We start from the raw sequence: 14,265 nt of genomic DNA on the forward strand, positions 1-14,265 counted from the left end.
GGGGCAACTTTTCCGGGGATCCCATGCTGACGCCTTTCGCACGCTTAAGCCTGCCTGTTTCTGGCCTGCCCATTTCCAGTGTGCTTGGCGCGGTCCTCCTCCTGTCCGGGGCTCCAGCCGCCGCCCAGCAGGCAACGCCCTGGACCTGGACCGCCTACCTCCAGCAGAGCTGGCCCAAGCAGACGGAGACCAACCGCCAGATCAAGGACATCAACGCGACCACGGGCCAGTCGTTCAAGACCTGGGACGACGTCGCCAACCTCAACCTGGGCCTGCAGGTCTTCCGGGACCTGGATCCCCGCTGGAAGGTGGGGCTCGAGCTGGACTACTCCCGGGGCAAGATCGACGGCTCGGCGACCGTGGACACGCCCGCCGGCCCCGCCACCCTCGCCTTCGAGCAGAAGTACACGGTCTACGCCGACCTTCTCGTCCTCGCCCAGTTCCGTCCCCTGGGCGCGGACCGGCGCGTGATCCCCTTCCTCCAGGGCGGCCTGGGCGTGGCCTACGAGAAGGACCGCACCCTCCTGACGCTGCGCAACCCCTACCTCGACGAAACCCTGCTCCACGTGGACAACGACGGCTGGTTCCCCATGCTCACGGTGGGCGTGGGCGTGGATGTGTACTTCTCGGAGAAGCGCACCTGGTACGCGGAGGCCGGTGTCAGCTACTCCTGGGCCCGCCTCAAGCACGACGTCCCCGCCAGCGGCTCCCTGGCCCCACCCACGGTCACCGCCGACACCGACTCCACGGGCCCCAATGTGTGGCTGGGCATCGGGCGGCGGTTCTAGGGTCGGGCTCCCACACGCAGCGGCGCTCCGGGGGATGATTCCCGGGGCGCCGGATGTCTTGCGGATGGTTCAGTCCTGCGCGTGATTCAGAGCGTCATGCGCTGCAGGCTGGCCTTCAGGCTCTCGTCGACGATGGCGAGGCAGTCGGCGAAGTGGGCCTTGCTCTCCTTGCTGAAGCCGGGCTTCAGGGGCGCGGCCTTCAGGGCGGGCTGGAGGGCGCGCAGGGTCTCCCGGGCCAGGGCCCGGGCGTCCGCCGGCGTGAGGGGATTGGCCTTCAGCACCTGGGCGCTGAGCTGGCGCAGATGCTCCCGCTGCAGGTTGCGCCGCATCACCGAGACCTCGCGTCCGCTCTTGAGCTCGGTCCAGATGGCACTCTGCAGGGCGTCGTAGAGCTCCGACAGGCGGAAGGCCCCCTTGGGATCCGCCAGCTTGTCCGGCGCGTCCAGGATGCGCTGGGCCACCGCGGGCTGGAACAACTGGGCTAGCACCTGGGTCTGGGTCCGGAGCACCCACTGGGCGGGCGAGGGGTCCGCGTTCACGGGGCCCTCGAACCGATCCGTGGTGAGCCGCGAGAGGAACTCGGGCTTGAAGCGGAAGGCGTCGACGGAGAAGATCCCGGTCTCCAGCAGCTTCAGGGCCTGGCGCTGGCGGACGGCGGGGACGGGCGTGATGGGCGCCCGGCCCGTGCCTGCGTGGTCGCGAAGGTGGACCACGCCTCCGATGTACTTGGCGCTCAGGTTGGCGGAGAGGCCCACCTGGCCCAGGGCCCGCAGCAGGCCCCGACGCAGGGGCTGGTACTCCTCCCCATCCTTGAACGTCTTGGCCTGCAGGCGGTCCCAGAGCTCCTTGGAGAGGCTCATGCGCTTCTGGTAGAAGGCCAGCGGGTCCGAGCCCAGGTCCCGGCGGTTCACCTCCGGGTCCATGCCCTCGAGGCCCATGAAGCCCAGCGCCTCCTCGTCCGTGCCGTAGGCCAGCTGGGGCTCGGAGCTGCGCGCGGCGATCTTGGCGAGGGCCGCCTTCTCCTCCGAGGGCACCAGGGGCTTGTAGCCGTACTCGATGACCCAGTGGTCGTAGGGGCCCAGGGTGCTCATCACGTACTCGCCTTGGCGCTGGCCCTTGAGCGCCAGGTTCAGCGCGTTGTAGTCCATGACGGAGCCGGTCAGACCGTGGACCTTGGTGAACTCCGGGTCGGAGACCTGGTCCAGGGAATAGATGGTCGAGGCCCGGAAGTTGTGGCGCAGGCCCAGGGTGTGGCCCACCTCGTGGGTGACCACGTCCTTGAGCACGGCGGCCACGTAGGCGTCCTCCTCGGGGCTGCCCGGCGTGATCTCGCCGCGGGTCTCCAGGAGGTCGAGGGCGAAGCCCATCTCCTGGTGGGCCTCGGCCGCATAGCTGCAGAGGTCCTGGTCGTGGCGGAACAGGAAGGGCTCCTGGGCCCGGGGCGGCAGGGTCTCGCGGGCGTCCGTGCGGGTGCCGCGGGCCCAGACTTCGCCGATGCCGATGTCCGCGTCCAGGATCTCGCCGCTACGGGGATCCACCTGGCTGGGCCCGATGGCGAAGCCGATGTCCGTGCCCGTGAGCCAGCGCAGGGAGGCGTGCCGGGCATCGTGCGTGTCCCAGTCCGCGTCGGCGGGCTGCACCTTGACCTGGATGGCTTCCTTGAAGCCCTGCTCCTCGAAGGCCTTGTTCCAGGCCAGCACCCCCGCCGTGACGGCCGGACGGTACTTCTCGGGGATGTTCCGGTCCAGCCAGAACACGATGGGCTGCTTCGGCTCAGAGAGCGGGGCGGCGGGGTCCTTCTTCTCGAGGCGCCAGCGGTGGATGTAGTGCACCTTGGGATCCACCCTGGTGTCGTCGCCGAAGTCCCAGCGGGTGGTGGCGAAGTAGCCCAGCCGGTCGTCCGCCAGACGCGGAGCCATGGGCTGGTCCGGCAGCTTGGCGAAGGAGACGTGCCAGCCCAGGAACAGGCTGCGGATGTCCTCCAGGGTGGCCGGGGGCGGCGTGAAGGGCATGGGCGGGGCGCCCGGCATCTGCGGCGGCGGCAGGATGACGCGGGCCAGGGCGTAGTGGGCCTGGATCCGGAAAGCGGCCTGGTCTTCGGTGCCGCGGACCTTCTCGAAGAAGCTGTTGGCGGCGTCGAAGCCGTAGGGCTGCCGGAAGGCCGCCTCCAGCCGGGTGGCGCCCATGGGAATGTCCTTCAGCAGGAGTGCGTTGGCCTCCACCAGGAAGGACTTCCGCTCGGGATGGGGCTGGCTGAGCACGGGGGCGCTGGAGAGCAGGCTGTCGGTGAAGCCCTCCGCCACGGCCCGCGCCGCCGCCGAGCCTTCGGGCGCGGTGAAGGTCGTGTTCTTCGCCAGCAGCTGGAGGGAGTTCCCCACGCGGCGGAAGCTGGCGAGGTAGCTGGCATCCATCATGCCGCCGTAGATGCCGCGCTCTCCCAGGCCGCGGGTGCTGCTGATCGCGAGGAAGAAGGGCGCGTCGAGCTGCTCGGGCTTCACCTCGATCCAGACCTTCTCGTCCTTGGTCCAGAGGGTGAAGAACCCCTTCTGCTCCTTGGCGTCCTTGATGACCTCGGCGAAGGGCTTCAGGGCCCCGGGCGCCTGGGCTGCCGCGAGCGTGGCGGCCGCCCCTCCCGGAGCCTTGGCGCCGTTCGAAGGGGCCTGGGCGGCGAGGCTCAGGCAGATCAGGGGCAGGAGCGCGGCGAGGCGCGGATGATGGCACATACGGATCCTCCTCCAAGGAGACATGTGCCATACCATACGCGGGCATCCTCATCACCGTTTAGGGATTTTCCGATGCCGGGGGGCCTTCAAGCGGCTCCGGCCAGCCCGCCGATCCAGGCGAGGACATCGGCCCGCATCTCGGGATTCAGGGTGTGGCCCGCGCGATACATCCGGGTGACGTGGGGGATGCCGAGGTCGGCCAGCCACTGGTCGGATCGCTGGGCCCAGGCCACGGGCAGCGTGGGGTCCTGCTCGCCGTGGCTGATGAAGGCGCGCAGGTGCGCCAGCCACTCCCGCTTGGCGATGCGGGGCTCGAGTTCCGGCAGGATGCGGCCCGAGAGGATGGCGAAGCCGCCCACGCGCTCGGGCGCGCTGAGGGCCACGCTGGCGCTCAGGATGCCGCCCTGGCTGAAGCCGGCGAGGACGGTCCGGCGCGCCTCCACGCCGTGGTCGGCCTGCAGGTGATCGACAAGGCGGATGAGCGCGTGGCGGCTGTCCTCGGCTTCGCCCGCGGCGATCTTCGGGCCCTCCGCGGTGAACGCCACGCGGAACCAGCCGAACTGGTCGAGCCCTAGTTGGAGGCGGCTGCGGACCAGCACCACCAGGGTGTCCGGGCCCACGCCGGCCGCGAGGTCGGCTAGGTCCGTCTCCCGGCCCCCCACGCCGTGCAGGAGCACCACGAGGGCCCGGGGGCGGGCGGGCTCCGGCAACCTCACGCGGTAGGCCAGGCCCGAGGGCGCGTCCTGCCGCAGCTCACTGAGGGATTGGATTGATGGAGCCATGCGTGCCTCCAGAAAGGGGCGCCTCCGGTCGCTCAGAGAACGGCCGGAGGCGGTGAAAACCATAGGTCCGGCTGGATTACTTCTTCGCGGCCGGGGCCACCTTGCCGGCCTCGGCGTTCAGGCTGACGGCCACGGTCTCGCCGATGACGCCGGGGAAGGTCTTGATGCCGTACTCATTGCGGTTGAGGCTGAGGGCACCGTCGATGAAGCCTGCCACCACGCTGCCGGGCGCCATGCCGGGCTGGGTTCCCGCGTTGGTGATGGGGAAGGTGATGCGCTTGGTCACGCCATGCAGGGTGAAGTCGCCGGTGATCTCAAGCTTGCCCTTGGCCACTTCCTTCACGGACGTGCTCTTGAAGGTGATGGTGGGGTACTTCGCCACGTCGAAGAAGTCGGGGGACTTCAGGTGCTTGTCCCGGGCCTCGTTGTCCGTGGTCAGGCTGGTCGCGTCGATGGTGACGGCCACGCTGGACTTGCTGATGTCGGCCGTGTCCACCTGGATGGTGCCTTCGAACTTCGTGAAGCGGCCGCTAACCTTGGCGAGCAGGTGGCTGACCTTGAAGCTCACCTCGCTGTGGACGGGGTCGATCTTGTAGGTGTCCTGGCCGGCCAGGGCGGGCACGGTCGCCAGGGCGAGGGTGGCGAGCAGGGAGCGGAAGGGGTGTCGCATAGAGCCTCCAAAGATTAGGTGTTTCACCATGCAATTCAGTCTAGGCACTTCTAATGAAGTTGCAACACCTTTTTTGAGAAAACCGCCCCGGCCCCTCTGAACGCTCCGCTTCGCGAGGGGCGCGGCTGGGGGACTCGGCGTCTCCGCCTGGGTCAGGTGGCCGCGTTCAGGTCCGCCAGATGGCGGCGGACGCCTGACGATTCGGGCTTCGGGCCAGCGCTCACACCGGCATTCGCACCGGGAGCGGCTCCCGGCCGCTCTCCTCCGGTCCGGAAGAACCCGAGGGTGGCCTGGAGGTGCGCGGCCTGGGCGGACAGTTCCTCCGCCGTCGAGGCCATCTCCTCCGCGGCTCCGGCATTCTCCTGGATCACGCGGCTGAGCTGCTGGATGGCCGAGTTGATCTGCCCCGCCCCCGTGGCCTGCTCCCGGGATGCGGCGCTGATCTCCTGGACCAGCTCGGCGGTCTTCCGGATGTCGGGCACCAGCTTCGCAAGCATCTTGCCCGCCCGCTCGGCCACGTCGACGCTGGCCGAAGACAGCTGGCTGATCTCGCCGGCGGCCACCTGGCTGCGCTCGGCCAGCTTGCGGACTTCGGAAGCCACGACCGCGAAGCCCTTCCCGTGCTCGCCGGCCCGCGCCGCCTCGATGGACGCGTTGAGGGCGAGGAGGTTGGTCTGCCAGGCGATGTCGTCGATGATCTCGATCCGGGTGGCGATGTCCTTCATGGCCGCCATGGCCTCGGCCACCGCGGCTCCGGTCTTCCCCGCATCGTCCGCGGCCTGCATGGCCATCCGTTCCGTCTGGCTGGCGTTGTCCGCGTTCTGCCGGATGGTGGCGTTCATCTCCTCGATGGAGGCGGCGGCCTCTTCGGCCGACGCCGCCTGCCGGGAGGTGCCGCCGGACAGCTGCTCGGCGCCGATCGCGATCTGCTGGCTGCCCCGGGCCACCTGGGCCGCGGCGCCCCGGATCTCCGTCACCACCTGGTTCATGCTCTCCATCATCTTCTTCATGGCGTAGAGCACCCAGCTGGCTTCGTCCCTTCCGGGCACCTGGATCTTGACCGCCAGGTCGCCCTTGGCGAGCTGCTTGACGGCCTCGATGCTCAAGCGGAGCGGCTTGGCGACGCTGCGGGCGATCGCCAGGGCGAACAGGATGAAGAGGAGGCCGGCGAGGCCCAGGCCGATGGCGAGGAGGTTCCGGGTCCTCGCCATGCTGGCGACTTCCGCGTCCTTCCTGGCGGTGAAGACCTTCTGCTGCTCCCCGATGAGCCTGATCAGGAGACCCTTGGCCTCGCGCCAGGCGGGCTTCTCCTTCTGCACCAGCAGCGCTGTGGCGGCATCCTGGTGCCCCAGGGAAGCCTGGCGCTGGACCTCGACCTGAAGGGCGTGGTCCTCAGCCCAGAGGGCGAGCAGGGTCGGCAGGCGTACCCGCATGCCTTCGGGAGCCAGGCGCTCCGCGTGCGCCAGGGCCTCGGCCGACTGCCGGTAGGCTTCTTCGAAATTCTGCCTGGCCTGGGCGTCGGCTGGATCGATCAGGATATTCCGGGTGGCTTGGCCCATCTGCAGGCCTTCGGCCTGGGCCCGGTTGAGGTCCACGAGCAGCTGGAGGTCCCGATCGACCATCGCCGTGATCGAGGCCTCCATCTGGCGTCGCTGGACATGCGACAGCACCCCGATCGTGCCGAGGCTCAGGACGGTGAACCCGAGGAGCAGGTTCAGCTTCCATCTGATCGTCATGTTCTTGAACACCAGGGGCCCCTCCGGGAAAGGTGACGGAACAATAAAGGGCAATGCTCAATAAGTAACAAGCAATATAGGGGCCAGCGACCTCGTCACGACCCATTTCGGTGGATCGTATGCAGTTGACGCCCTAAATCGCCCGGAAGCAGAAACATCAGATCGATCAAATCCTGTCCACCCGGTCAACCCCTGACCAGAGAGCCCCGAATCGGTTCACCCCCCGACCGCCACCGGGCCTACATTGGAGCCATGGACCCGGGATCCCTGGCGCTCCAGCGCGCCCCCCTGCTCTCCGAGAGGCCCGCCGACGGGGTGCTGCTCCGGGCGGAATACTTCCAGGGCCAGATCGACTTCCGGGCCTTCTGCGCGACCTACCCCCACCACCGGGTGCTGTCCACCAACCCCCTGGTGCTGGAACCCGAGGCCGGAACCTGGGTGTACCTCGCCCGGTTCGGGGCGGCGGTGTTCTGGGGCGCCTCCCCCGAGGTCACGGCCTCGGTCCTCCAGGACCTGGCGCGCCTGCCGGGAACGGGTGCGCGGGCCGAGGCCGCCCGGGACGAGCTGCGGGTCCACCTCGGCGCCGAGGCGGACCGGGTGGGCTTCTCCGAGGTCTGGCTACGGGAACTCACCCTGGACAAGCTGAAGATCGTCTCCCTCGCCCTGGCCCAGAGCGTGGCCCTGGACGCGGTGGAGGCGGAGGTGAGCCAGGCCCTGGCCCGCTTCGGGCCGGTCGTGACCGCTCTCCGCGAGGAAGGACGCCTGGTGCCCGGCCAGAAGGAGCTGCTGCGCACCGTGGGCTTCGCCATGGCGGTGCGCGCGGCGGTGCTGGACACCCTCACCCTCTTCGACGACCCGCCGGAGACCTGGGAGAGCGAGGCGCTGGCACACCTGGACGGGGCCCTCTTCGACCAGTTCGACCTGGAGGAGCGCCTGTCCGCCGTGAACCAGAAGGTGGCCTACCTCCAGGACGCCGGCGCCACCGTGCTCGACGTGCTGGCCCACCGCAAGGACCAGCGCCTGGAGTGGATCATCATCGTGCTCATCCTGGTCGAGGTGGTCCTCTTCGTCTGGAAGGAATTCCCCCTGAAGTGAGCCGGGAAGGCTACACCTTCGGCGCCGCCATTCCGAACTGGGCCCAGCCCTCCTTCGTCGGCCCGTAGATGCTGGGCACATGGAGGCCGGCCTGGCGCATGAGGACCGTCATCTGGCCCCGGTGGTGCGCCTGGTGACTCACGAGCACGTAGAGCGCGAAGGCGCCCGTCCAGGTCTCGCCGTAGAGCGTGAAGTTCCGCCCCAGCTCCGTGTTGCTCCAGCTGCCCATGTGGTCCAGCAGGGAGTCGCTCACGGCGTGGTAGGCGGCGATGATCTCGGCCATGGTGGGAGGCGGCGGCGTGGCGATGAAGCCATCGGGCCCCAGCCCTACCGGGCCCTTCACCTTCAGGCCCAGGTTCTGGGGCAGCTCCAGGATGGTCTCCACCAGATGCCAGGCCATGCGCCGCAGGTCCCGGTGCTGCTCATCCACAGCCTGGTGGGCCGCGGCGTCCGGAATGGCCTCGAAGACGGCCAGGGTCTTCTCCGCCTCCTGCTGCCAGATGGTCTTGAAGTCCTCCACGCGACGGAACATGCGGCCTCCGGAAAGATCCCCGGAAGCATAGCGCACTCGCCGCGGGAAGGCCCGGGCCCGACAGGCCCGGTCCTGCCGCGGTCACCCCGCCTTCGGAAGCGACAGGATCATGAGCCCGATCAGGACCGCACTGACGATGAGGCCGTACAGAGCCGACGCCAGGGCCGCCTTCAGGAGGCTCCGCCCCCAGCCCCGCCGGAAGAGCCGCTGCAGCGAGGCCGCCAGGTGGACCGGCGGGAGCAGGAAGATGAAGAAGCCCGGCAGGCAGCCCCAGTTCTCCCCGGGCAGGGCCGCCAGCCCCATCAAGAGGAGGATGGCCAGGAAGGACACCACATGGTGGTGCAGGGAGATCACCAGCTGGTCCACGAAAAGCGGCCTGGAGCGCAGGTGCAGCAGCATCAGCAGCCCCGCGAAGAGGGGCATGAGCAGGAAGAGGCTCTTGGAGAGGTTCGACAGGAACGTCCGGTAGAAGCGGTCCGGGTCCTGTCCGGCCCGCCGGGCGCGGGCATCCAGTTCGACCGCCCAGACCGGGGCCCCGGATCTCCGGACCGCCCGGACAGGAGTCTCGGAAGCCGCCGGACTCTCTCCCGAGACCCCCCCGCTCCCGGAGGCATGCTGGACCGCTTCCGCCGGTTTTCCCGTCTTCCCCTTGGAGCCCACCGGCACGAAGGAAAGTGCCATGAACAGCGCGAAGCTGGTGAGGACGTAGAGCCGGAACGGAGGCATGTAGCGCACCCGGCGCCCCTGGAGATACTCCTGGGCCAGGAATCCGGGGCGGCGCACCAGCAGCCACAGGGATTCCAGGACCTTGTGGTCCAGGTGCCAGAGGTCGTGCATCACGTCGTGGAGCAGAGCCTTCAGGGGCAGCCGCCGGTTTTGAGCCTTCTGGCCGCAGCGATGGCAGAAGACGCCCAACAATTCCGCTTCGCAGTTCAGGCACAGGCCCGGGGAAGGCATCGAAACCGACATCGCGACTCCTGGCGTGCCTGCAGGGCCGCCGTGCCTTGATGATGCCACGGCTCCTGACCGGAAAAAGCTGATTCAGATCGGCTTCGGCGCGGACATGCCCCGGCCGTTCGCCCCTCAGACCGGCGTCACGCTGCGGCGCTTGATGGGCCACGAATCGCGTCGGCGGGCGCGGGCCAGGCGGGTGATGATCTCTTGGCGGAGGTCGGCCGGATCCACGATGGCGTCCACGTGGAGGTCGGCGCCCAGCTTTTTCAGGTCGATGTCCTCGTTGTACTCGTCGCGGAGCTGCTGGACGTAGGCGGTGCGCTCTTCTTCGGGCTTCTCGGCGATCTTGTTGGCGAAGACGGCGTTCACCGCGGCCTCGGCCCCCATGACGGCGATGCTGGCGGTGGGGAGCGCCAGGGTGGCGTCGGGGTCGAAGCCCGGGCCGCTCATGGCGTAGAGACCCGCGCCATAGGCCTTGCGCACCACCACGCAGATGCGCGGCGTGCTGCAGGAAGCCATGGCGCTGATCATCTTGGCGCCGTGGCGGATGATGCCTTGCTTCTCCACGGCGCTGCCGATCATGAAGCCCGGCACGTCGCTGAGGAACACGAGGGGGATGCCGAAGGCGTCGCACAGCGTCATGAAGCGCGTGGCCTTGTCCGCGCTGTCCACGAAGAGCACGCCGCCCTTCACCCTAGGCTGGTTGGCCAGGATGCCCACGGGCCGGCCGTCGAGGCGCGCCAGGCCCGTGATGATCTCGCCGGCGAAGAGCTTCTTGACCTCCAGGAAGCTGCCCTCGTCCACCAGGCCCTCGATGAAGTCCTTCATCTGGAAGGGCGAGTTGATGTCCTTGGGAACCAGCGTCTGCAGGTCCTTGGCCTTCACGGAGACGCCCTTGGGCGTGGCCTGGGGCAGGGCATCTTCGCAGTGCTGGGGGAAGTAGGAGAGGTACTGGCGGCAGAGGGCGATGGCCTCCTGCTCGGTCTTGCAGAGGAAGTCGCCGCAGCCGCTCACGGAGCAGTGCATGCGGGCGCCGCCCAGGTCCTCCAGGCTGATCTTCTCGCCGATGACCATCTCGGCCATGCGGGGCGAACCCAGGTACATGCTGGCGTTGCCCTCCACCATCATCACCACGTCGCAGAAGGCGGGGATGTAGGCGCCGCCGGCGGCCGAGGGCCCAAAGAGCAGGCAGACCTGAGGCACCAGGCCCGAGAGCGCCACCTCCATGTGGAAGATGGTCCCGGCGTGGCGGCGGCCCGGGAACATGTCGAGCTGATCCGTGATGCGGGCCCCGGCGCTGTCCACCAGGTAGAGCATGGGGATCCTCATGCGCATCGCCACTTCCTGGATGCGGATGATCTTCTCCACCGTGCGGGCACCCCAGCTGCCGGCCTTGATGGTGCTGTCGTTGGCCATGAGCGCCACGGGTCGGCCGTCCACCGTGGCCGTGCCGGTGATGACGCCGTCGGCCGGAAGATCCTTGTGCAGGGCGTTGGCGAAGAGGCCGTCCTCGCTGAAGCTGCCCTCGTCCACCAGCAGGCGGATGCGCTCCCGGGCGAAGAGCTTCCCGGCCTCGGCGTTCTTCTCGTGGGCCTTGGGCGCGCCGCCCTTCCTGATGCGGTCGACTTCCGAATGGAACTGGTCCAGCTGCATGGTTGCCTCGGGATGGATCCTTCAGCATAGCGGCCCGGCATGCGATCCTGGAGGGATGCTGGACGCAGACGAGTCAAGGCGAACCGGGTTCCTGACGGTGCCTTTTTTCGTGGTCTGCACTTTCTATTTCCTGGTGTTCGCCGCCGGCTACCAGCTCTTCCCCGTGGTGCCCCTGCGCCTGCGGGAGTTCGGCGCCAGCCTGGCGGAGAGCGGGCGCTTCCAGACCGCCTTCATGCTGGGCTCGGGCTTCGGCGCGCTGATCACGGGCCCCCTGGGCGACCGGCTGGGGCCGCGCCGCGTGCTGCGGGTGGCCACCTTGGCGGTGGTGGGCATCCTCCTCGTCTACGCCCTGCTGAAGGTCCGCTGGGTGTTCTACCTGCTGGCGCCCCTGCACGGCCTGCTCTGGTCGGCCCTGCGCACGGCCTCCGTCGCCAAGGTCGGCGGCATCCTGCCCCTGGCGCACCGGGCCCAGGGGCTGTCGATCTTCGGCCTGACGGGGCCCGGCGGCGTGGCCGTGGGCCCGCTCGTGGGGCTCTGGCTGATGCCCCGACTGGGCTTCTCCTGGATGCTGGTCCTGCTGGCGGGCGTCTTCGTGGCACTGCACCTGCTGATCGGCTTCCTGCCCCGCGAGGCTCCTCGCGAGATCGAGGCCGTGGGCCTGTTCCAGTGGCCGGACCGCTCCGTGTGGGGCGCTGTGGCCGTCATGGGCCTGGTGGGCCTGAGCTTCGGTCCCATGCCGCCCTACAGCGCCCAGGAGGCGAAGGCCCTGGGCCTGCCCTGGCCGTCCGCCTTCCTGACCTGCTTCGCCCTGGGCATGATGGCCATGCGCGGCCTGCTGGCGCTGACAGGCATGGGCCGGCGGCCCGTGGAGCTCCTGCCGTGGATGGCCGCCCTCACCACCCTGGGCTACGGGCTGCTGGCCTTCCTGCCGGGGGGCCTGGCCCGGCACCTGTCCTCGGGCCTCGTCTACGGCGCCGGCTACGGCATGGTGCATACGCTCATGCTCACCCACGTCATGGAGACCACGCCGCCCCACCGCCGGGGCGCGGCGACGGGCGCCTTCTTCTTCGCCTTCGACGCCGCCACGGCCATCGGCGCCCTGGGCCTGGGCTGGGTCATGCAGCACGCCAGCTTCCGCTGGGGCTGGGCCGTCGGGGCGGGCCTGATGACCCTGTGCATTCCCGTGGCGCATCGCGTGGTCCGCAGACCGGCCGTGACATCCGTGCCGGGGGCCTCTGTCATCGTAGAAGGATGACGGATCTTTCGAGCCCGCGGCCGCGTCTGATGACCCGGCAGTTCACCCTCGTCTGGGCCATCACGTTCGTGACCTTCTTTGCGGCCTTCCAGCTCTTCCCCACGGTGCCGCTGCGCCTGCGGGTTCTCGGCGCCTCGCTGGCCGAGAGCGGCCGGTTCATGAGCCTCTTCACCGCCGGCAGCGCCCTGGGCGCGCTGTTCACGGGCCCCCTGGGAGATCGCGTGGGCCATCGCCGCCTGGTGGTCACCTCCGCCTCGCTCTATGCGCTCTTCCTTGGCGCCTACGCGCTGATGCCGGTGCGCTGGGGTTTCTACGCCCTGGCCTTCCCGCACGGCATCGTGTGGTCGGGCCTGCTGACGGCCACCATGGCCTCGCTCTCCCACGTGCTCCCGGAGGACCGGCGGGCGGACGGCCTGAGCCTTTACGGCCTGGCCAGCCCCGGCGGCGTCATCGTTGGCCCGCTGCTGGGCCTGTGGATCCACCAGCGCTGGGGATTCGCGCCCATCGGGTGGTACCTTGCCGCGATCTTCCTCGCCCTGGGCGCCCTGGGGACCACCCTGCCCAAGGATCACCCCCACGGCCGGGCGGAGGGCTTCGAGTGGCCCGACCCCTCGGCGCTGGGGCCGAGCCTCGTGCTCTTCTGCGTGGCCCTGGGCTACGGGGCGCTGGGGAGCTACACGGCCCAGGAGGCCCTGGCCCTGGGCATGTCCCTGCCCTCGGCCTTCCTCTCCTGCATGGCCGTGGGTATGGTGCTCATGCGCATCGTCATGCTGCGGACGGGCTTCGGCAGGCGCCCCATCCGCCTGCTCCCGGCCATGCTGATCGGCGCCCTGACGGGCATGGCCCTGCTGGCCACGCTGCCGGGAGGGATGGCCCGCCACGTGGCCGCCGCGGTGATCTACGGGGCGGGCTACAGCATGGTGCACACCCTGCTCAACGCGAAGCTGCTGGAGACAGCCGATCCCAAGCGCCGCGGTGCGGCCTTCGGCGCCCTCCTCTTCGCCTTCGACTCGGGCATCGGCCTCGGCAGCTTCACCCTGGGCTGGGTCATCGGCGGCTACGGCTACCGCATGGGCTGGGCCCTGGGTGCCGTCGCCGTACTGGCCTCCCTGCCCATGGCAGTGCGACTCAGCCGGAACTGATCGCGATCCCCATCAGGAAAGCACTCCACGAAGCACACGAATGGAAGACTAAAGAGGCACGAAGGAGGAAGAGGAGTGTCCCGACCTTCCTTCGTGTTCATTTGTGCGCATGCAGTGCACCCTCGTGTCCTTCGTGGAGATCCTTGGTCTCTGGAACCTGGGGTCACGCCCGCCGATGGAGCTTGTGCACGCTGGCCTGGTCCACGCACTTCACGAGAACTTCATCGATGTTCACGTGGTCCGGGAGCATGAGGCACCAGCGGACACACTCCGCCACATCCATGGCGGTGAGGGGCGTCACGCCCTGGTAGACGGCCTTGGCTTTGTCGCCGTCCTTGAGGCGCACGTTGGAGAACTCGGTCTCGGCCATGCCCGGATCCACGGAGGTCACGCGGATCTGCTCGCCGTTCAGCTCCAGGCGCAGGCTGTGGGCCATGGCCTTCACCCCGAACTTCGAGGCGCAGTAGACGCTGCCGCCCTCATAGGGCTGGTGGCCCGCCGTGGAGCCGATGAAGAAGACATGACCCCACCCGGCCGTGCGGAGGTGCGGCAGGCCGGCCCGGATGGTCTTCACCACGCCTTCGACGTTGGTGCGCATCATGGCTTCCAGATCCTCGTCCGGAGTCTCCCACATCTTGTAGGTGCCGCTGGCCAGGCCTGCGTTGGCCACCAGGACGTGCAGTCCGCCCAGCGCCGCTGCGGCTTCCGCCACGAAGGTGTCCACGCTGGCGGTGTGCCGGGTATCCACTGCCCCGGCGAACACCTTCACGCCATGGGCCTTCCTGAGCTCGTCCGCCAGGGCCTGCACGCGCTCCACCCGCCGGGCGCCCAGGGCGAGGTGGCAGCCCTGGGAAGCCAGCAGCCGCGCCATGGCTTCGCCGAAGCCGCTGGACGCGCCGGTGATGAGGACGATGGGGTGCTCGGGACGCATGGGT

Annotated in this window: 12 protein-coding genes; 4 read left to right on the forward strand and 8 right to left on the reverse strand. The window is 69.0% G+C overall.

Going from position 1 to position 14,265, the window contains the following annotated elements; genetic code table 11:
• Window positions 1-23 precede the first annotated feature (23 nt).
• Window positions 24-788, forward strand: a complete 765-nt coding sequence (locus MLE64_RS06770; protein ID WP_243317004.1) for an outer membrane protein — start codon at window positions 24-26, stop codon at window positions 786-788.
• A gap of 86 nt (window positions 789-874) precedes the next feature.
• Here MLE64_RS06770 and MLE64_RS06775 read toward each other — a convergent pair whose 3' ends face one another.
• The 4 genes from MLE64_RS06775 to MLE64_RS06790 all read right to left on the reverse strand — a co-directional run bounded on the left by MLE64_RS06775 (window position 875) and on the right by MLE64_RS06790 (window position 6,699).
• Window positions 875-3,511: a zinc-dependent metalloprotease gene (locus MLE64_RS06775; protein WP_243317005.1), complete on the reverse strand. Its 2,637-nt coding sequence runs from the start codon at window positions 3,509-3,511 to the stop codon at window positions 875-877.
• A gap of 86 nt (window positions 3,512-3,597) precedes the next feature.
• Window positions 3,598-4,293, reverse strand: coding sequence for an alpha/beta hydrolase (locus MLE64_RS06780; protein WP_243317006.1), 696 nt, complete (start codon window positions 4,291-4,293; stop codon window positions 3,598-3,600).
• A gap of 76 nt (window positions 4,294-4,369) precedes the next feature.
• Entirely contained in the window at window positions 4,370-4,963 is a 594-nt protein-coding gene (locus MLE64_RS06785) for a YceI family protein (RefSeq protein WP_243317007.1), read from the reverse strand.
• 152 nt (window positions 4,964-5,115) lie between these two features.
• On the reverse strand, window positions 5,116-6,699 hold the full coding sequence (locus MLE64_RS06790; RefSeq protein ID WP_243317009.1) for a methyl-accepting chemotaxis protein: 1,584 nt from the start codon (window positions 6,697-6,699) through the stop codon (window positions 5,116-5,118).
• A gap of 252 nt (window positions 6,700-6,951) precedes the next feature.
• Here MLE64_RS06790 and MLE64_RS06795 point away from each other — a divergent pair, with 252 nt between their 5' ends.
• Window positions 6,952-7,794 carry an RMD1 family protein gene (locus MLE64_RS06795; RefSeq protein WP_243295021.1) on the forward strand — a complete coding sequence of 281 codons (843 nt, stop codon included), beginning with the start codon at window positions 6,952-6,954 and terminating at the stop codon, window positions 7,792-7,794.
• A 10-nt stretch (window positions 7,795-7,804) separates the two neighbouring features.
• On the opposite strand, the gene MLE64_RS06800 is transcribed toward MLE64_RS06795, so the two are convergent.
• The 3 genes from MLE64_RS06800 to MLE64_RS06810 all read right to left on the reverse strand — a co-directional run bounded on the left by MLE64_RS06800 (window position 7,805) and on the right by MLE64_RS06810 (window position 10,933).
• Window positions 7,805-8,326 (reverse strand): DinB family protein, encoded by a 522-nt coding sequence (locus MLE64_RS06800; RefSeq protein ID WP_243317010.1) that lies wholly within the window; start codon window positions 8,324-8,326, stop codon window positions 7,805-7,807.
• 81 nt (window positions 8,327-8,407) lie between these two features.
• Entirely contained in the window at window positions 8,408-9,295 is an 888-nt protein-coding gene (locus tag MLE64_RS06805; protein ID WP_243317011.1) for a DUF3667 domain-containing protein, read from the reverse strand.
• A 114-nt stretch (window positions 9,296-9,409) separates the two neighbouring features.
• A complete protein-coding gene (locus MLE64_RS06810; RefSeq protein WP_243317012.1) occupies window positions 9,410-10,933 on the reverse strand; it encodes an acyl-CoA carboxylase subunit beta in 1,524 nt (507 codons plus the stop codon).
• A gap of 55 nt (window positions 10,934-10,988) precedes the next feature.
• Here MLE64_RS06810 and MLE64_RS06815 point away from each other — a divergent pair, with 55 nt between their 5' ends.
• The gene (locus MLE64_RS06815) at window positions 10,989-12,188 is read left to right on the forward strand and encodes an MFS transporter (RefSeq protein WP_243317013.1); all 1,200 of its coding nucleotides are present in this window, start codon (window positions 10,989-10,991) and stop codon (window positions 12,186-12,188) included.
• Window positions 12,185-13,330, forward strand: a complete 1,146-nt coding sequence (locus MLE64_RS06820; protein WP_243317014.1) for an MFS transporter — start codon at window positions 12,185-12,187, stop codon at window positions 13,328-13,330. Before MLE64_RS06815 ends, MLE64_RS06820 begins: the two co-directional genes overlap by 4 nt.
• 163 nt (window positions 13,331-13,493) lie before the next feature.
• On the opposite strand, the gene MLE64_RS06825 is transcribed toward MLE64_RS06820, so the two are convergent.
• Window positions 13,494-14,261: an SDR family NAD(P)-dependent oxidoreductase gene (locus MLE64_RS06825; RefSeq protein WP_243317015.1), complete on the reverse strand. Its 768-nt coding sequence runs from the start codon at window positions 14,259-14,261 to the stop codon at window positions 13,494-13,496.
• Window positions 14,262-14,265: the final 4 nt, after the last annotated feature.

The organism is Geothrix paludis (assembly GCF_022808815.1).
GTDB lineage: Bacteria > Acidobacteriota > Holophagae > Holophagales > Holophagaceae > Geothrix > Geothrix paludis.

Excerpts from the sequence above, each read along its gene's own strand:
- MLE64_RS06770 (WP_243317004.1), top strand. The coding sequence starts at position 24 with ATGCTGACGCCTTTCGCACGCTTAAGCCTGCCTGTTTCTGGCCTGCCC.
- MLE64_RS06790 (WP_243317009.1), bottom strand. The coding sequence starts at position 6,699 with ATGACGATCAGATGGAAGCTGAACCTGCTCCTCGGGTTCACCGTCCTG.
- MLE64_RS06825 (WP_243317015.1), bottom strand. The coding sequence starts at position 14,261 with ATGCGTCCCGAGCACCCCATCGTCCTCATCACCGGCGCGTCCAGCGGC.
- MLE64_RS06775 (WP_243317005.1), bottom strand. The coding sequence starts at position 3,511 with ATGTGCCATCATCCGCGCCTCGCCGCGCTCCTGCCCCTGATCTGCCTG.
- MLE64_RS06805 (WP_243317011.1), bottom strand. The coding sequence starts at position 9,295 with ATGTCGGTTTCGATGCCTTCCCCGGGCCTGTGCCTGAACTGCGAAGCG.
- MLE64_RS06780 (WP_243317006.1), bottom strand. The coding sequence starts at position 4,293 with ATGGCTCCATCAATCCAATCCCTCAGTGAGCTGCGGCAGGACGCGCCC.
- MLE64_RS06795 (WP_243295021.1), top strand. The coding sequence starts at position 6,952 with ATGGACCCGGGATCCCTGGCGCTCCAGCGCGCCCCCCTGCTCTCCGAG.
- MLE64_RS06810 (WP_243317012.1), bottom strand. The coding sequence starts at position 10,933 with ATGCAGCTGGACCAGTTCCATTCGGAAGTCGACCGCATCAGGAAGGGC.
- MLE64_RS06815 (WP_243317013.1), top strand. The coding sequence starts at position 10,989 with ATGCTGGACGCAGACGAGTCAAGGCGAACCGGGTTCCTGACGGTGCCT.
- MLE64_RS06800 (WP_243317010.1), bottom strand. The coding sequence starts at position 8,326 with ATGTTCCGTCGCGTGGAGGACTTCAAGACCATCTGGCAGCAGGAGGCG.
- MLE64_RS06785 (WP_243317007.1), bottom strand. The coding sequence starts at position 4,963 with ATGCGACACCCCTTCCGCTCCCTGCTCGCCACCCTCGCCCTGGCGACC.
- MLE64_RS06820 (WP_243317014.1), top strand. The coding sequence starts at position 12,185 with ATGACGGATCTTTCGAGCCCGCGGCCGCGTCTGATGACCCGGCAGTTC.